This window comes from Adhaeribacter rhizoryzae (assembly GCF_008629685.1).
Classification (GTDB): Bacteria; Bacteroidota; Bacteroidia; order Cytophagales; family Hymenobacteraceae; genus Adhaeribacter; species Adhaeribacter rhizoryzae.
Map to the genome: position 1 here is coordinate 70,630 of NZ_VWSF01000014.1, position 16,091 is coordinate 86,720.

At 44.6% G+C, this 16,091-nt stretch carries 14 protein-coding genes and 1 tRNA gene; 4 read left to right on the top strand and 11 right to left on the bottom strand.

From position 1 onward, the window contains the following. Positions 1–2 precede the first annotated feature (2 nt). The 4 genes from F0145_RS16995 to F0145_RS17010 all read right to left on the bottom strand — a co-directional run bounded on the left by F0145_RS16995 (position 3) and on the right by F0145_RS17010 (position 4,694). Positions 3–824, bottom strand: a complete 822-nt coding sequence (locus F0145_RS16995; protein WP_190277581.1) for an ABC transporter ATP-binding protein — start codon at positions 822–824, stop codon at positions 3–5. 178 nt (positions 825–1,002) lie between these two features. Continuing rightward, a complete protein-coding gene (gene ntrB, locus F0145_RS17000; protein ID WP_150090103.1) occupies positions 1,003–1,866 on the bottom strand; it encodes a nitrate ABC transporter permease in 864 nt (287 codons plus the stop codon). Positions 1,867–1,965: 99 nt separating this feature from the next. Next, the gene (locus F0145_RS17005) at positions 1,966–3,231 is read right to left on the bottom strand and encodes a CmpA/NrtA family ABC transporter substrate-binding protein (protein ID WP_150090105.1); all 1,266 of its coding nucleotides are present in this window, start codon (positions 3,229–3,231) and stop codon (positions 1,966–1,968) included. A 98-nt stretch (positions 3,232–3,329) separates the two neighbouring features. Then, on the bottom strand, positions 3,330–4,694 hold the full coding sequence (locus F0145_RS17010; protein ID WP_150090107.1) for an alginate export family protein: 1,365 nt from the start codon (positions 4,692–4,694) through the stop codon (positions 3,330–3,332). A gap of 484 nt (positions 4,695–5,178) precedes the next feature. Between F0145_RS17010 and F0145_RS17015 the strand changes: the two genes are divergently transcribed. The 3 genes from F0145_RS17015 (at position 5,179) to F0145_RS17025 (ending at position 9,211) form a co-directional block, all read left to right on the top strand. Then, positions 5,179–6,657, top strand: a complete 1,479-nt coding sequence (locus tag F0145_RS17015) for an ATP-binding protein (protein ID WP_150090109.1) — start codon at positions 5,179–5,181, stop codon at positions 6,655–6,657. After that, positions 6,650–7,300 (top strand): response regulator transcription factor, encoded by a 651-nt coding sequence (locus F0145_RS17020; RefSeq protein WP_190277582.1) that lies wholly within the window; start codon positions 6,650–6,652, stop codon positions 7,298–7,300. Before F0145_RS17015 ends, F0145_RS17020 begins: the two co-directional genes overlap by 8 nt. A gap of 780 nt (positions 7,301–8,080) precedes the next feature. Further along, positions 8,081–9,211, top strand: coding sequence for a glycoside hydrolase family 43 protein (locus F0145_RS17025; RefSeq protein ID WP_150090111.1), 1,131 nt, complete (start codon positions 8,081–8,083; stop codon positions 9,209–9,211). Positions 9,212–9,479: 268 nt separating this feature from the next. On the opposite strand, the gene F0145_RS17030 is transcribed toward F0145_RS17025, so the two are convergent. The 5 genes from F0145_RS17030 to F0145_RS17050 form a co-directional block, all read right to left on the bottom strand. Continuing rightward, positions 9,480–10,514, bottom strand: a complete 1,035-nt coding sequence (locus F0145_RS17030; protein ID WP_150090113.1) for a glycoside hydrolase family 5 protein — start codon at positions 10,512–10,514, stop codon at positions 9,480–9,482. Positions 10,515–10,588: 74 nt separating this feature from the next. Beyond that, positions 10,589–10,984 (bottom strand): type II toxin-antitoxin system VapC family toxin, encoded by a 396-nt coding sequence (locus tag F0145_RS17035; protein WP_317133189.1) that lies wholly within the window; start codon positions 10,982–10,984, stop codon positions 10,589–10,591. Positions 10,985–10,993: 9 nt separating this feature from the next. Further along, complete coding sequence (gene vapB / locus F0145_RS17040) at positions 10,994–11,191, bottom strand: type II toxin-antitoxin system VapB family antitoxin (protein WP_150090116.1); 198 nt, start codon at positions 11,189–11,191, stop codon at positions 10,994–10,996. A 131-nt stretch (positions 11,192–11,322) separates the two neighbouring features. Continuing rightward, a tRNA-His gene (locus F0145_RS17045) sits at positions 11,323–11,399 on the bottom strand. 73 nt (positions 11,400–11,472) lie between these two features. Continuing rightward, the gene (locus tag F0145_RS17050) at positions 11,473–12,807 is read right to left on the bottom strand and encodes a dihydroorotase (protein WP_150090118.1); all 1,335 of its coding nucleotides are present in this window, start codon (positions 12,805–12,807) and stop codon (positions 11,473–11,475) included. Between the two features lie 380 nt (positions 12,808–13,187). Between F0145_RS17050 and F0145_RS17055 the strand changes: the two genes are divergently transcribed. Next, positions 13,188–14,525 carry a DEAD/DEAH box helicase gene (locus tag F0145_RS17055; protein WP_150090120.1) on the top strand — a complete coding sequence of 446 codons (1,338 nt, stop codon included), beginning with the start codon at positions 13,188–13,190 and terminating at the stop codon, positions 14,523–14,525. A gap of 288 nt (positions 14,526–14,813) precedes the next feature. On the opposite strand, the gene F0145_RS17060 is transcribed toward F0145_RS17055, so the two are convergent. Together F0145_RS17060 and upp are read right to left on the bottom strand one after the other, a co-directional pair. Beyond that, positions 14,814–15,227 (bottom strand): hypothetical protein, encoded by a 414-nt coding sequence (locus F0145_RS17060; RefSeq protein WP_223816123.1) that lies wholly within the window; start codon positions 15,225–15,227, stop codon positions 14,814–14,816. A 185-nt stretch (positions 15,228–15,412) separates the two neighbouring features. Further along, positions 15,413–16,054 (bottom strand): uracil phosphoribosyltransferase, encoded by a 642-nt coding sequence (gene upp / locus F0145_RS17065; protein ID WP_150090122.1) that lies wholly within the window; start codon positions 16,052–16,054, stop codon positions 15,413–15,415. Positions 16,055–16,091 lie beyond the last annotated feature (37 nt).

Below are 16,091 nucleotides of genomic sequence, written 5' to 3' on the forward strand. Positions count from 1 at the left end.
ACTTATCCTACCTCCACTTCTGCAGCTTGGTAAAAGTCGGCCTGGTCAATTTCTACCTTATCCATCAGCAGGCTTAATAATCGTTCGCGGATAATTTTGTATTCCGGCATGCTTACAATCTCTTTTTTATTGCGGGGGCGGGGCAGGTGCAATTCTTCAATTTCCCGGATGGTGGCAGCCGGACCATCGGTCATTACCACAATACGATCCGATAAAAATATTGCCTCTTCAATGTCGTGGGTAACCATAATAATGGTTTTGCTCCGGTTTTCCAGGTTCCAGAGTTTTAACAATTCAATGTGCATATCGCCTTTAGTGAGGGCATCGAGGGCACCAAAAGGCTCGTCGAGCAAAAGCATATCGGGGTTAATGGCAAAAGCCCGGGCAATGGCTACCCGCTGTTTCATACCTCCCGACATCTGTTTCGGCAGCTTTTCGCGGTGCGACGATAAGCCTACCATCTTAATATATTTTTCCGTTATCTCTTTCTTCTCGTCCCGGGTTTTATTCTTTACCGCGGCATCTACGGCCTGAAAAATATTCTCGTACACGGTAAGCCAGGGCAGCAAAGAGTAATTCTGAAATACAATTCCCCGGTCGGGACCAGGACCTTTTACCGGTTGGCCGTTTATAGTAACCGTACCTTTGGTAGGCGTTAACATGCCACCAACGGCATTCATGATGGTAGATTTACCACAGCCCGAATGACCGATAATCGATACAATCTCCCCTTTTTTAATCTCCAAATCAATATTCCGAACGGCAGTATATTTGCCTTTAGGCGTGGGAAAAGATATTTCTAAGTTTTTTATTTCGAGGTACATAATATTCTGTTTTGAAATTTTGAATAAGGAAAAGAACTCACTCCTGTCATTCAGGAGGAAACTATTTGGCCACCTGCAACATAGTTTCCTCCTGAATGACAGACTGGAATAGCTGAGAGATGTAAACAGCTAGTTCCTAATTACTAATCGCTGACAACTGACAACTAAAAACTAACACCTAATTACTGTAAGAGAATCTTTTCTCCAGCAGGGTGAATATTTTGTCCAGGAGCAGACCAACCAGGCCAATAATTAAGATGCCGCAGATTACCTTTTCCAGGCTCAGAGCATTCCAGCTATCCCACACAAAAAAGCCAATACCCATACCGCCCGAAAGCATTTCGCCGGCTACAATTACGAGCCAGGCTACACTTATACTAAGACGCAAGCCCGTGATAATATGCGGCAAGCTGTAAGGAATCAGAATTTTGGTAATGTAGCGCCAGGTAGAAAAACCAAAGGCTTTGGCAACGTTTTTATGGTCGGCAGGGATGGTACTTACCCCGAAGGCCGTATTGATTAAAGTAGACCAAAGCGAAGTAATAAAAATAATAAAGATGGTAGCAGAACCTGCCGATTGAAAAACGGCCAAACCGATGGGAAACCAGGCCAGCGGCGAAACCGGTTTTAATATTTGCACAATGGGATACAATAGTTTCCGGCAAAAGGAATTTGCGCCCATCAGAATACCAAAGGGAATAGCTACCAGCGAACCCAGGCTAAAACCCAGAAACACTTTACCCAAAGAGCTAATCAGTTGCAGGGCAATACCTTTGTCGTTGGGACCATAATCGTAGAATGGGTCTTTTATTAATTCCCAGAAAACAGCTAGCGTAGCAAAAGGCCCGGGCAAAGCATCGGCCGTAACCTTACTAATCAGGTACCAACCTAATAACAGAATCCCGAATCCACCCAGCGTATAAGCGGCAGATTCCAAAGAGGGTTTCAGTTTTTGAAATATAGGTTTAACCGAAATACGGCTGGCCAAAGAAGTTGAAGACTGTAATTCTATGGCGGGGGTGCTGGTTTGAGCGTTCATCATGGTAAATATTTGATATTTTAAATGATTTTGTTTAACTCCTGACGCCAGGTAGGAAAACTGGCACCAGGAGCTTTAACTTATTATTATAAGTAAACAGACTTATTTTTGTGCCACTGGACCGCTGGGATTGTTCGGGTCGAAAGTAACTTTGTCCAGGTTTATGGTGAACGGTTTCATGTCGTCGTCCGGGATGGCAACACCCATTTCTTTGGCCACTTCGGTATATAAATCCTGCATAATCAGCTTGTCGGCAACGGCTTTGTAATCGGGCGTTTCTTTCAGGTAACCAAAGCGAACATATTGGTTCAGGTACCAGATGCCGTGGGCTTTGCGCGGATAGTTTACCTGGCCTTTATTGTGGTAAAGCATGTAATCGTCCTGGTAAGTGTGCTTGCCGTAATCGCAGCCTAAATCGTAGTTACCTAGCAGGCGGGCTTCAATTTCTTTGGCCGGGGCATTTACGTACGACTGACGACCAATTATTTCGGCGGCCTCTTTTCGGTTTTTCATATCATCCAGCCACATAGAAGCTTCCATAACGGCTTTCATTACTTTTTTCAGGTCGTCGCGGCGGCTTTCGCTAAACTGCTTGTTTACCACCAAAGCTTTTTCGGGATGGTTTTTCCATAAATCCTGGGTAGAAATATGCGTAAAGCCAATGCCTTGTTTCACGGCTACCTGGTTCCAGGGCTCGCCCACGCAGAAGCCATCCATATTGCCTACCTTCATGTTAGCTACCATTTGCGGCGGCGGAATGGTAATAATTTTTACCTTATTCTGGTCAACTTTAGCGGCGGCCAGCCAGTAACGCAACCAGATATCGTGCGTACCACCGGGGTAAGTCATGGCAAAGGTGAGTTCTTTCTGAGCCTGCATTTGGGTTACGGCGGCGGCTACGCCATCAATATTCCGGAAACCTACTTTGCCGCAGAAATCTTTCGAGAGCGTAATAGCCTGCCCGTTGTTATTCAGCAGCATGGCAATTTTCATTTCGGAACCGGCTTTACCGCTTACCCCGGTGTATACCGAGAAAGGCATCCCGAATAAACAATGCGCGCCGTCCAGTTCGCCGGTTAAAAGCTTGTCGCGCACATTGGCCCAGGAAGCTTCCTTGGATATCTGTACATCCAAACCGTATTTTTTAAACAAACCTTTTTCGTAAGCCACCACCAACGGCGCACAATCGGTAAGCGGAATAATACCCAAGGTTATTTTTTTACCTGTAGCAACCGTTTCTGAAGTCGTAGCAGATTCTGATTCGGCCGCTGATTTTCCGCCCGAACTACACGACGAGAATAAAGCCGAGGCAGCTAGTGCCAATAGCAGCGTAAAAAGGGCGGGGAAACTAAATTTTAATTTTTTCATTTCTATTTTATTTGAGTCCTAAAGAATATTATAAAAAGCGGTAGCCCTGCAGTGCCGTAAAACTGCCTGCTTGAAGCAAGAAAGATGTTCCGGAAAACTTATTTAGAAAGGAAAGTTGGCTTGATGTTAATCATCAGGTAAGCCCAATCGGCCTGCAAATCTGGATTAGAAACGTTCTTTACCGCCGAAGATGCCAGCGTAGAAGTAGCAAAGAAGTGAGAATAGCCGGCTTCCAGATTTATCATTTTGGTTAAGCCGTAGTTTACCACCAAATCGAGTTCGGTACCAAAGTTACGATCCAGGCTTACGCGGTCGTTGTTTACAACGTTATTAGAAGCCACAAACTGGTGCGCATCCAGGTTCATAACCAAGTTATCTTTTAGTTTATAGCGCGATTTGAGGTAATAATTAATTAAGCCGTTTTTGCCAAAGCCATCGGCTACGTAAAAGTAATCCATGTTACCCCAGAACTTATGCGGCGTACCATAAAGCGGATCGAACTGCCGGTTGGTAGCATTAGGCGTAACGCGGTTATTGCCGGAAGTATAATCAATACCGGGCCCAACGCTCAGTTGCGGCGAAACTGCATACATGGCCGCCGCTGACACCAGGTGCGAACGCAGTTTGCCGCCATTTTTATCTTTGCCGCCTTGCAGGTAAGCGCTGCCGGTAAAGCTAATTTTGGGCGAAAGGTTGGTGGCCACATAAAAACCGGAAGTTACCCGACTCCAGGTGCCTTTATCCAGCACCCGCACGGTGCTATCCATATGGTATTTATTAAAGTCATCTTTCAGAATCAGAAAAGAGGCATTGCCTTTACCAAATTTACGACCCAGGTACAGAAACTGCAATGATTTATACAAAGTACCTATGCCATTGGTGCCGGCGGTGTAGCCGGTCGGGATACCATTATAGATAGTACTGGCCTTCCGTTCCTGGTTTTGATTATAAGCTACACCCAAATGCCCCATCCAACCCTTGTGTTCCAGTTTTAGCAAAGCCAAATCGTGGCGCCGACCTTGCTGCAGCCAGTCCAGGTTACCCAACAGGCGGGAGTCATCGTAAACCAGTTCCTGCCGACCTATTTTTAGAGAGAGATTTTCAATGGCGGCGGTAGTATCCAATAGCATAATTTCGCCCCAGGCTTCGTGCACGAGTAAACCATCATTAGCATCAGGGGTAATGCGGTTAATGGTAGAGGCATCTTGTCCCCAAATCCGTACATCCTGAATAGCGGTAAAAAGTTTAAAGCGGTAACCGGTGTAACCTACATTTAAGCGGGTGCGCTGGGAGGTAAAAAAAGCGGGTGCCGCCTCTTTGGTGGTTAGGGTACCCTGCCCGTTGCGCAGCTCTGAGCGGGTGCGTACCTGCCCCGAAACGGTAAACTGCGCCAAGGCAAAATTACTACTCAACAGCCCCAGCAATAGCGCGCCGAAAAGTTGATTCCGTAACTTTTTTTTCATAAGTTTGAATAGTTTTAAGTTAGAAATAATTTAAAATGAACCTTTAATTATTGCCCTGGAAGAGTTGCCGCTCTTCCAGGGTTTTTTATTGCTGTTTTTTAAGCTTCTGAAAAATTTTACTTATTCCTCACTTACCTATCTCTTTATTAAGCCACTCTCTTTATTAATATTTTATTAACTCAGGTATTTACTTAATATTTTAACCGTAATTTTGAGTAATTATACTTAATACATCAATATACACCTAAATATTTAACCATTATTTTATAATATTTATGTTTTCTTGTAAAACATACCTCATTTGAACAGTATATTTGTAAAATAATCAACTTTATAGTATTTTTATTAAATACTTAAAAAGTAACAATTCTCTAAACTTATTATAGTTACTTAGTTAAGATTACGCTGCTCAATAACACCATAGCTTTAACCTAAACCAAAAACCAATTACCACTACCAAACCGCAGCATCTAATCGCCTTATTATGAATTTGTCCGCTGACCCACAGATTGCCCGTAAAATTACCCGCCTGTATTTGCTGGCTCTCACGGCAGTGGCATTACTATCTATAGGTGGGCAATATTTGGTGCAGCGTTCGCTGGAAAGTCAATCCAATGACTCGCGGGTGGTAAATATTGCGGGCCGGCAGCGCATGCTCAGCCAGAAAATAACCAAAACGGTTTTGTTGCTGCAGGAGCAACCCGATAGCTTGCTACTAGCTACTTACCTGGCTGATTTGGATGAAGCGCTGGATTTGTGGCAGAAAAGCCATAAAGGATTGCAAAGCGGTTACCTGGCTTATATTCAAACGCCGGTAAACAACAGCGATTCTACCCGGGCTATGTTTGCGGCCATTAATCCGCTTTTTGGAGCTATCTATAATAATGCAAAGTTTGTAAGTAAATATTTTCATCAGCACGCAACCAATATTCCAGTTCCGGCGGACATCCGAAATAACATCCGGATAATTCTTGCCAACGAGCGGGCTTACCTTGGGGGCATGAACCAGATTGTTTTTCAGTACGATGCCGAAGCCAAACGGCGGGTAAACGCTTCGCAGCAAATTGAGCTTATACTATTATTATGTACGCTGATTATTCTGGCCCTGGAAGGTTTGTTTATTTTCCGGCCGGCCGTGCGGCAAATTCAACGTACCATTGGGTTGCTCATCGATTCGGAACAACGCACCCACCGGGTAAACGAAGAATTGGTAGCGGTAAATAAATCGCTGGAAGAAACCCGCGAAGCCTTACTGCGAGCCACCGACGAAAAATACCGGCAGCAAATAAACGAGCAGAAAATGCGGTCGGCGTACTTAATAGAAGGCCAGGAAGAAGAGCGCAAACGGGTAGCCTTAGAAATTCACGACGGGCTGGGCCAGATGCTAACGGCCCTGAAATTTGGCATTGAGAAAATTGGCGATTCGGTAAACACTACCGAAACCGCCCAACAAAACCTGGATGAACTCCGCAGCCTCGTGAGCCAAACTATTACAGAAGCCCGCACCATTTCGTTTAATTTAATGCCGGCTGTACTAAACGATTTTGGTATTTCTTCGGCTTTAAAATTACTAACTACGCAGGTGGCCTCCAACGCTGCGGTTAACGTAACTTTTAATACCAACTGGAACGGCAAAAGGCTGGCCCGCAACCTCGAAATCGGCTTGTACCGGGTAAGTCAGGAAGCCCTCAACAACGCCGTAAAATACGCTGAAGCTACTGATATTACCGTCGAGCTCTGGCACAAAAAGAAATATATTCACCTGACCATCCTGGATAATGGGCGCGGCTTTAGTCCGCAGAAATTATCTACCCGATCCCGTAAATCCGGTCCCTCGCACGGCATCAGCAACATGAAAGAGCGCGTTTACATTATAAACGGCGACATTAACATAAATTCCAAGCCCGGACAGGGCACCCAGATACACGTAAAAGTACCTTTACTCCTAACCGACCATGCATAAAATAAAAGTAATATTAGCCGACGACCACACCATAGTGCGCAACGGCATTCGGTCTTTACTCGAAGGCCTTACGGATATAGAAATTGTAGGCGAAGCCCAAAACGGTGCCGAAGCCCTCACCAAAGTAAAAGAATTAACGCCCGATGTACTGATGATAGACATTGCCATGCCGGTTATGAATGGTCTGGAAGCCACCGCCCAGCTCAGCAAACTGCATAAAAGCACCAAATGCCTGATGCTCTCGATGCACAACAACGAAGATTATATTCTGAAATCGGTAGAGGCCGGGGCTTACGGCTATTTATTAAAAGATACGACCCGCGACGAAATGCTGCGCGCCATCCGGACCGTGGCCAGCGGCGAGAAATATTACAGCCCGTCGGTATCTAATATTATTATCTCTTCTTACCTGCAAAAAGTAAAATCACCCGAAACAGCGCTGCCGCCTAAAAAGAAGCTGAGTAAACAGGAAAAAGCTATTCTGAAATTTATTGTAGAAGGCTCGAACAGCCGCGAAATTGCCGAAAAACTAAATCTCAGCGTCCGCACCATCGATAACCACCGGGCCAGTATGATGAAACGCCTGGGTGTAAAAAATGCTGTAGAGTTAGTGCGGAAGGCTTTAGAAGAAAAATTAGTTTAGGCTCGCTGTTTACAGACCACTGCTTTTTTGAAGTATATTTTTGCTTATTTATATTATTTGGTGATGTATGTTATTAAAATATATTTCAAAGCGTATCCATCTTTAAACCAATTTCTTCGACTTAAGATATTAAACAACATAAATCTGTTATTCTAAGCTGATTATATAGGATAAGTATTATTACATCAGGAAAGTATAGTGGTTATCTTTTGAAAGATTTCATCTTTCAATACATAGGTGCTAACAGTTAGCTATTGTTTAAGTTTGCTCATGGCCGCAAGGCCCCGTTTGGGCACTCAGACTGTAACGTCTTCCTTTGCTCGTACCTCGCAATGCTGCGCACCGGAATCCTTTAAGGTCTTCGCTGCCCAAACTGCTGTAGTCTGCTTCGGAGCTGCTGCCTTTCCCGACCTAACTAAAATAAGTGTTAACTAATAACACCTACTTGGGCAAACAAAATATTAAACAAGAACCACGAACAGTCCCCCTTTGGAGGGGGTAGGGGGAGGATTAACAGCAGCTAACCCAAAATCATAAAACCGAGGATTAGCCTACCCTCTACCAAACGTAAGTAGCATCAATATAAGCCAACTTCAGGCCTTAATATATTTCACAAATATTAAACTCTTTAAAAAGTTTTCTCTTCCAATGCCTCTACCTTAAACTTTCACTTGCGCGCTATTTTCAATTATTGTATTTTTGACAATAAGTATAAGCAAGACTTACTTTTTTAGCTTTCGTACATCAGTAATTAATAATAAACCATCCACACAAATAAAAATGTATAAATCTATCTCTCTTAAAAAAGCTTTGCTGGCTATAACGCTGCCGGCTGCTTTATTAACCGGTTGCGAGCAAAAAAGACCCGCCGCCGAAACAGAAACATCAACGAATCAGCCGGCAGATACAACCGCTCAAACTGCGGATTCTACCGGCCGAAAATTCATGAACAAACCGTTGATTTCCGAAATTTACACCGCCGACCCTTCGGCGCACGTATTTAACGGCCGCATTTACATTTATCCTTCGCACGACATAGAAGCGGGCATTCCGCAGAACGACAACGGCGACCACTTTGCCATGCGCGATTACCATATTTTATCAATGGACAGCATCAACGGCAAAGTTACCGACCACGGCGTAGCCTTGGATGTTAAAGATATTCCGTGGGCCGGCCGCCAGTTGTGGGCACCCGATGCCGCCTTTAAAAATGGCACTTATTATCTGTATTTTCCAGTGAAAGACAAGCAGGATATTTTCCGGATTGGGGTAGCTACGAGCAAATCGCCGACTGGTCCGTTTAAAGCCCAGCCGCAGCCAATCGCAAATAGCTACAGCATGGACCCAGCCGTATTTACCGATACCGATGGCACTTCTTATATGTATTTCGGTGGTATTTGGGGTGGACAATTACAACGCTGGAGCAGCGGCAAATATAACCCCAAAGACGAATACCCCGCCGACGACCAGCCAGCTTTAACGCCAAAAGTAGCAAAACTCAGCCAGAACATGCTGGAGTTTGCCGAACCGGTTAAGAACGTACAAATATTAGGCAAAGACGGAAAGCCTTTGTTAGCGAAAGAAAACGATAAACGCTTTTTTGAAGCCGCCTGGCTGCATAAATATAATGGCAAATATTACTTCTCCTACTCTACCGGCGACACCCATAATATTGCCTACGCCATTGGCGACAGCCCTTACGGCCCCTTCACGTACCAGGGCATAATCCTGAACCCGGTGCTGGGCTGGACCAACCACCACTCCATCGTACAGGTTAAAGATAAGTGGTACTTGTTCTACCACGATACCGAACTTTCAAAAGGCCAGACACACCTGCGCAACGTAAAAGTTACCGAGCTTACCCACCGTCCGGATGGTACCATCGAAACCATTACAGCTTACCAGGAATAATAACAATTAAAATAAATACAAAAAGCCAGCTTCTGCCTAAAAACAGAGCTGGCTTTTTTATGAATTCAACCCACGCGTGTCATTCAGGAGGAACCTATGTAGCTGATTCAAGGACCGTTGCTATGATCAAATTAAATTGAATATTAAATAAATCTAATCTCAATTTTGCCAATAGCTACCGCTTCTGAATCTTCTAAAAAGTTTCCTCCTGAATGACAGATTTGAATTAAGGATAAGGAATTATTTAAACTGCTGAATAATTACTGGCTTACTTTTTACTTTGAGCGCCGGGCTGTTTCTGGCTGTATTTCTGCAGTGCGCCTTTAAAATATCGGCCTTGCCGAGTAGGTGTAAACTGCCAGTCGCTGATGAGCATAGGCGACCATTGCGGGTCGAAAACCCAAACAGTATAGGAAATACCATTTTCATCGGCGTATTTGGTAATAGCGTCGCCGTAAGATTCGTCGCTGATAACTGGTACGTGGGCACCTTTGTCGTCGGGGCCGCAGAAGCCAATTTCGGTTAAGATTACCGGGTATTTCTTAGCGACAAAGCCCCAGTCGGCGGTCCATTTTGGTTCCCAGGGTTTTTCGCGTTTCTGCGGATACGGGTGGCTAACATAGGCAATTCCTTCGGCTTTAATGGGGTCCTGGGCCACCGGGGTAAGGTCGTAAGCCCAGTTAAAACCAGCTACCAACGGCACCGCTTTAGAACCGTTTGCCCGGATAATTACAATCATTTCTTCTACTATTTCTTTCCACTGCGCCCAGGTGCAGGTACCGGCTGCCCCGCCCATTACAGTGGGTTCGTTAAACAACTCGAACATAGCAACCGTGGTATTGCCTTTATAATGCTGGGCCATGGTGCGCCAGAACTCAAAAGTTTCCTTTTTGGTTGTCTCGTAATTGCCGCGCTGGTAAAGTTCCGAGCGCAGGTTGCCAATGCTGTGCCAATCAATAATTACGTACATGCCCAGTTCGGTGGCCCATTGCACGCCCTGATCCAGCAGTTTCAGGTAGTTTTCCTGGCCTTGCTTGCGCCAGGCATTCGGGTGTACCGGAAACCGTACCACATTGGCGCCCCAGCTTTTCATAGCCTGAAAATATTCTTTGTTCCAGTGCTTATCTCTTTCGAGTTTATCCGGGTCGCTGGTATCCAAGCCGCGGAATACAATGGTTTTGCCATCGCTGGTAACGAATTTATTGCCTTGCACGCTTATTTGGGGTAAGGTGGTGTTTTGAGCAAAGCAAGGGTTACAAGCAAGCAGAAGGAGGGAAATTAAAATTACAGGTAGTGTTTTCATTAAGGCTTTATCCTACTTAATATTTCGGCAAGAAAGATAAAAAATTAAGTAAACTTAAACGCTGCTTTAAACCCTTACCCCCACTTTATTTTAACTCGATATTTATAAAAGTTTTCATCCTTTGTCAGGATTAATAAATTTTCGGTAGCTCCTTGGGCTAAAATTATTATATCGAACGGATCGCAATGGTGATATTCCAGTTGTAAAAGTACCTGAATATGTGGATAGATAATAGGTAGAATTTCGATGTCGTTATCGGCCAGCAAGTCTGCTATTTTATTAAAACCTGATTGGAGCCGGAGTTTATCAAGGCTTAGCTTTATAGCAATTTCCCAAATACTGGCAATACTAATAAAGCATTTATTATTGATATTCTTTATGTCCCTTCGAACTTGCTCCGGTAAAGATTCATCACCATTAATAAACCAAATGAACGTATGCTTATTCAGGAATAAGTCTATTACATATATTCTTTAAAATTATTCTTTAAAATCTTCTAATGGTTCATCAAAGTCGGGTGCCATCTCAAAAAAGCCCTTGGCATACCCGAATTGGCGTTCTTTTATTTCTTTTTTTGATTTCTCTTTCTGCTTAAGAAATTCCACAAAGTCTGAAACTTCCTTCTTGAGATCAGGTGGCAAAGACGATATCTGGGAGAATAATTGAATATCTGTCATAAGGCTTTTCTGTTTAATACAAAATCTCCGGAATAAAATGTTGTCTTTGATAATTAGAAGATAATGAATCTTATCAAGAAAACCAGGATATGTTATAAAACAAAGAAGCCTCTGCTTTCGCAGAGGCTTCTTGGGGTGGGAGACGGGGCTCGAACCCGCGACCCCCAGAATCACAATCTGGTGCTCTAACCAACTGAGCTACAACCACCGTATTATTTAGTGATGCAAAGGTAACATACTATCTTTAGTTTTTCAATAGCAAAGTTAAATTTTTTAATTTTTTATCGGGTAAATAATAAACGTTCGCCCATTTTACCTTCGTCGAAGCGGCCTTCGGCATACGCCAGGTGCCCCGATACAAAGGTATGCGTAATTACACCCGTAAAGGTTTTGCCTTCGAGCGGCGACCAGCCACATTTATATAAAATATTTTCTTTGGCTACGGTTTGCTCCTGGTTTAAATCTACCAGCACCAAATCGGCCCAGTAACCTTCCCGGATATAGCCGCGCTCGGCTACATCAAAACAAATAGCCGGGGCGTGGCTCATTTTTTCCACTATTTTCTCCAACGAAATTTCGCCACGGTTATAAAAATCGAGCATCAGGGCCAGCGAGTGCTGCACCAGGGGCAAACCCGAAGGCGCCTTTTTATACAGGTTCTGTTTTTCTTCCCAGGTATGCGGCGCGTGGTCGGTGGCAATTATATCCAGTTTATCGTTTAGCAGTGCCGGCAGCAAAGCAGCTTTGTGGCTTTTTTCTTTTATGGCGGGGTTGCATTTTATGCCAGAGCCCAGCGTTTCGTAATCATCCTTATCGAAATACAAGTGGTGCACGCACACCTCGGCGGTAATTCTTTTTTCGGCTAGCGGTATATTGTTCCGGAATAATTCCAGTTCGTCGGCGGTAGAAATATGTAGAATGTGCAGGCGGGTATTATGCTTTTGCGCCAGTTCCACCGCCATCGACGATGATTTATAACAAGCTTCGGCACTTCTAATTTCGGGGTGGCAGCGCATCGGAATATTTTCGCCGTATTGTTCGTCGTATTTTTGCTGATTGGCCCGGATGGTGGCTTCGTCTTCGCAGTGCACCGCTACCAGCATGGGCGCTTCTTTAAATATTTTCTCCAGTACGGCCTGGTTATCTACCAGCATGTTGCCCGTAGACGAGCCCATGAATATTTTAATGCCGCACACATTCTGCGGATCTGTTTTTAGTACCTCCTCCAGGTTGTCGTTAGTGGCGCCCATAAAAAAAGAATAATTCGCCAGCGAGGTATTGGCACCAATCTCGTATTTCTGAGCGAGTAATTCCTGCGTAATGGTGTTGGGTACCGTATTGGGCATTTCCATAAACGACGTAACGCCACCCGCTACCGCTGCTCTGGATTCCGTGAAAATATCGCCTTTGTGGGTTAAGCCCGGCTCCCGGAAATGCACCTGATCATCAATTACGCCTGGCAATAAATATTTACCGCTGGCATCAATGGTTTCATCGGCTGTTAAAGTAATATTTTCCGCCACCTGACTTATCCGGCCATCTTGCACATACACATCGCTCCGGAATATTCGGCCTTCATTAACCAGTTGGGCATTTTTAATGAGATAGGTTTTCATGTTGCAGATACTAGATATTAGATGCTAGATACTAGATATTAGATACTAGATAATGGATTCGCTATGTTAATACTTGGTAAAGATTTTGGAACCCAGTAACAAAGCAAGCAAAGAAGTACTTACAAAACAAACCAATATTAAAGAACTAACCCTGTTATAAGCTTTAAACTTAAGACAGAATACCACCCTACCCCTCCTGGAAAGCAAGCTTTCTGGAAAAAGGCGGGGAGCTAAGCCGTTGCGTACTCGCCTGCTTTCGCCAGAAATAAATCCAATTCAGAACCAACAACTAACAACCAATTACCAACAACTAATCCCTAACAACTAAAAACAAATCGCTAACCGCTTATTTACCGTACCTTTGTGTAAATACTATTGCTATGGCCACTACTTTCGAAGATTTTAAATTAAATAAACAATTGCTAATGGCGGTTGCCGAAGCCGGTTATACTGCCCCAACGCCGGTGCAGGAAAAAACCATTCCGCTGATTACGGCCGGCCACGATGTAATGGGTATTGCCCAAACCGGTACCGGCAAAACCGCCGCTTTTGTGTTGCCTTTGCTCATGAAGGTAAAATTTGCGCAGGGCACCCACCCGCGGGCCTTAATTGTGGCACCCACCCGCGAACTGGCCATGCAGATTGAAGACCATATAAAATTATTGGGTAAATATACCGATATCCGCTACCTGGCTATTTACGGTGGCGTTGGCCCCAAAACCCAGATTGAAAAAATTAAAGCCGGATTAGATATTTTAATTGCTACGCCGGGGCGCCTGATGGAAGTTTACCTGAAAGGCGATTTAGTACTAAAAGAACTGAAAACCCTGGTGCTGGATGAAGCCGATAAAATGATGGATATGGGCTTTATGCCGCAAATCCGGCGGCTGCTGGAGGTAATTCCGCGTAAGCGCCAGAACTTGCTTTTCTCGGCTACCATGCACGAACGCGTCGAAAAATTATCGGAAGAGTTTTTGGAGTTCCCGATGAAGGTAGAAGTAACGCCATCGGCCACGCCCGTAGAAACGGTATCGCAGGTGCTGTACCAAATCCCCAATTTGCCTACTAAAATAAATATGCTCGAATATTTATTCCAGAATACCGAAGAATTTAACCGGGTCATGATTTTTACCCGAAGCAAGAAAAACGCCGAAAACGTTTCGAAATTCCTGGACCGGAAAGTAGCCGGTGTAACCCGGGTTATTCACGGCAACAAAGGGCAGAACACCCGCATCAACGCCATGGAAGCCTTCCGGAGCGGCGAAGTACGGTTTTTAGTAGCTACCGATGTGGCTTCGCGGGGCATTGATATTAGCGATGTGAGCCACGTAATTAATTTTGATGTGCCCGTTATTTACGAAGATTACGTGCACCGCATTGGCCGCACCGGCCGGGCGATGCAAACCGGCAGTTCTATTACGTTTGCCAATGAGGCCGAAATGCACCACATCCACGAAATAGAAAAGCTGATTAAAATGCAGATTCCGGAAGCAACTTTACCGCCCGAAGTAATTGTAACGGATACCGGATTTGAGGAAAAGCAAGAAATTGCCCGCGACCTGGACAAACAAAAGCGTAAATCTGACCCCAACTTTAAAGGCGCTTTCCACGAGAAAAAAGAACAACTCCACGAAGGCGTAATAGATAAGCGCACCGGCCGGCCTTTCCAGGAGAAAAAACCAACCAAAATCAGGGGCTTCCGCCGGAATAAATCTTAGTTTCGTTATTCGTTATTCGTTGGTCGTTATTCGTTGTTCGATTTTTTACTGACGTAATTTTTATGCTCACCAAAAAGAGGCTGTTTTTTTTCGATAGCAGCTATCGCGAGCGTCCTCGCTCGTGAGGTTTTCTTCCGGCCTCTGGCCGCTGTAATTAATTATTAAAAGAATAGTTAGTTGAAGTGGCCAGAAGCCTGATAAAAACAGACACAGGTGAGACGCCAACGCCACAAGCACTCAACAACCAACAATCAATATTTACTGAATACTGTTAACTGACCATTGTAATTAACGGTGCAGGAAAGGTAAATTGAGAGTGCTAACCTGCGAAACCAGGAAAGTAAGGGTTACGCCCCAAAACACGGCGCTCCAAAGCATGTGCACCAGAATATGACGTTGCGAAGCGCCTAATACTGTAGCCACTACGGTACCAATTATCGGGGTTAAAAGAATAGGCGTTAAGAAAGCAATACCTACCATCCCGAAACGCTGCCAAACCCTTACAATCCGGCGGTTCTTTTTGGTAAATATTGGTTTTTGTTTTTGGCGTTGCTGCTCGGCGTACCACTTCGAAAAAAGGGTGCCAATACCCGAGAAAATAAAAACGCTCGTCATCATGCCGGCAACGGTCAGGGCCATGGTAGCCCCCAACGACAAACCCAACGACACACCCGCTAAGGGTCCGCCAAAGAACTTGACCATGCTCAGCAAAAAAACAGATATATATTTAAAAATCTCGGCAGCCACCACCTTTAGTAATCTAATTTGTATGTATACTAATCGCTAAACATACGACAATTATTATACACATGGCTAACATTTTTTATCCGAAACCAAAAGTTCTTGAAAAGAAAACAACAGATAAAGAAATGGTAATATTTCCGGATTTACAACTTGTTTCCAAATGCCAGATCGCCGGCATCGCCTAAACCCGGTACAATGTAAGCATGCTCATTTAGCTTCTCATCCATGGCTCCCAGCCACAAATTAACATCTGGCAACTCATTTTGTACGTGCTCTACCCCCTCGGGGCTGGCAATAACCGAGGCAATATGCACCTGGCGGGGCTTACCAAAGCGCAGCATGGCCTTATACGTTAAAACCAACGACTTTCCGGTTGCCAGCATCGGGTCTACCAGAATTAGTACTTTTCCGGCGAGCGAGGGTGCCACCAGGTAATCTACATTCACGCTTATTTCGGTAGTTGCTTCTAAGCGGTAAGCGGCCACAAAAGCACTGCCGGCCTGATCGAAATAATTCAGGAAACCCTGGTGAAAAGGCAAACCCGCCCGCAAAACTGTAGCCAGCACCGGAAAATCCGTTAAGGTTTGTTCTTCGGTTAAAGCCAGCAAAGTCCGGATTTGCCTGGGTGCGTAAGTGAGTTGGGTTGATATTTTGTAGGCCAGAATCTCGCCAATCCGCTCCATATTGCGCCGGAAACGCAGGCTGTCTTTCTGAATATTAATATCGCGTAACTCGGCTATAAAATGATTGGCTACGGAAGGTTCCTGGTTAAGAATATAGATCATGGGCTGGCTTTAAAATTCCGGTTAAGCAGTTGGTGGA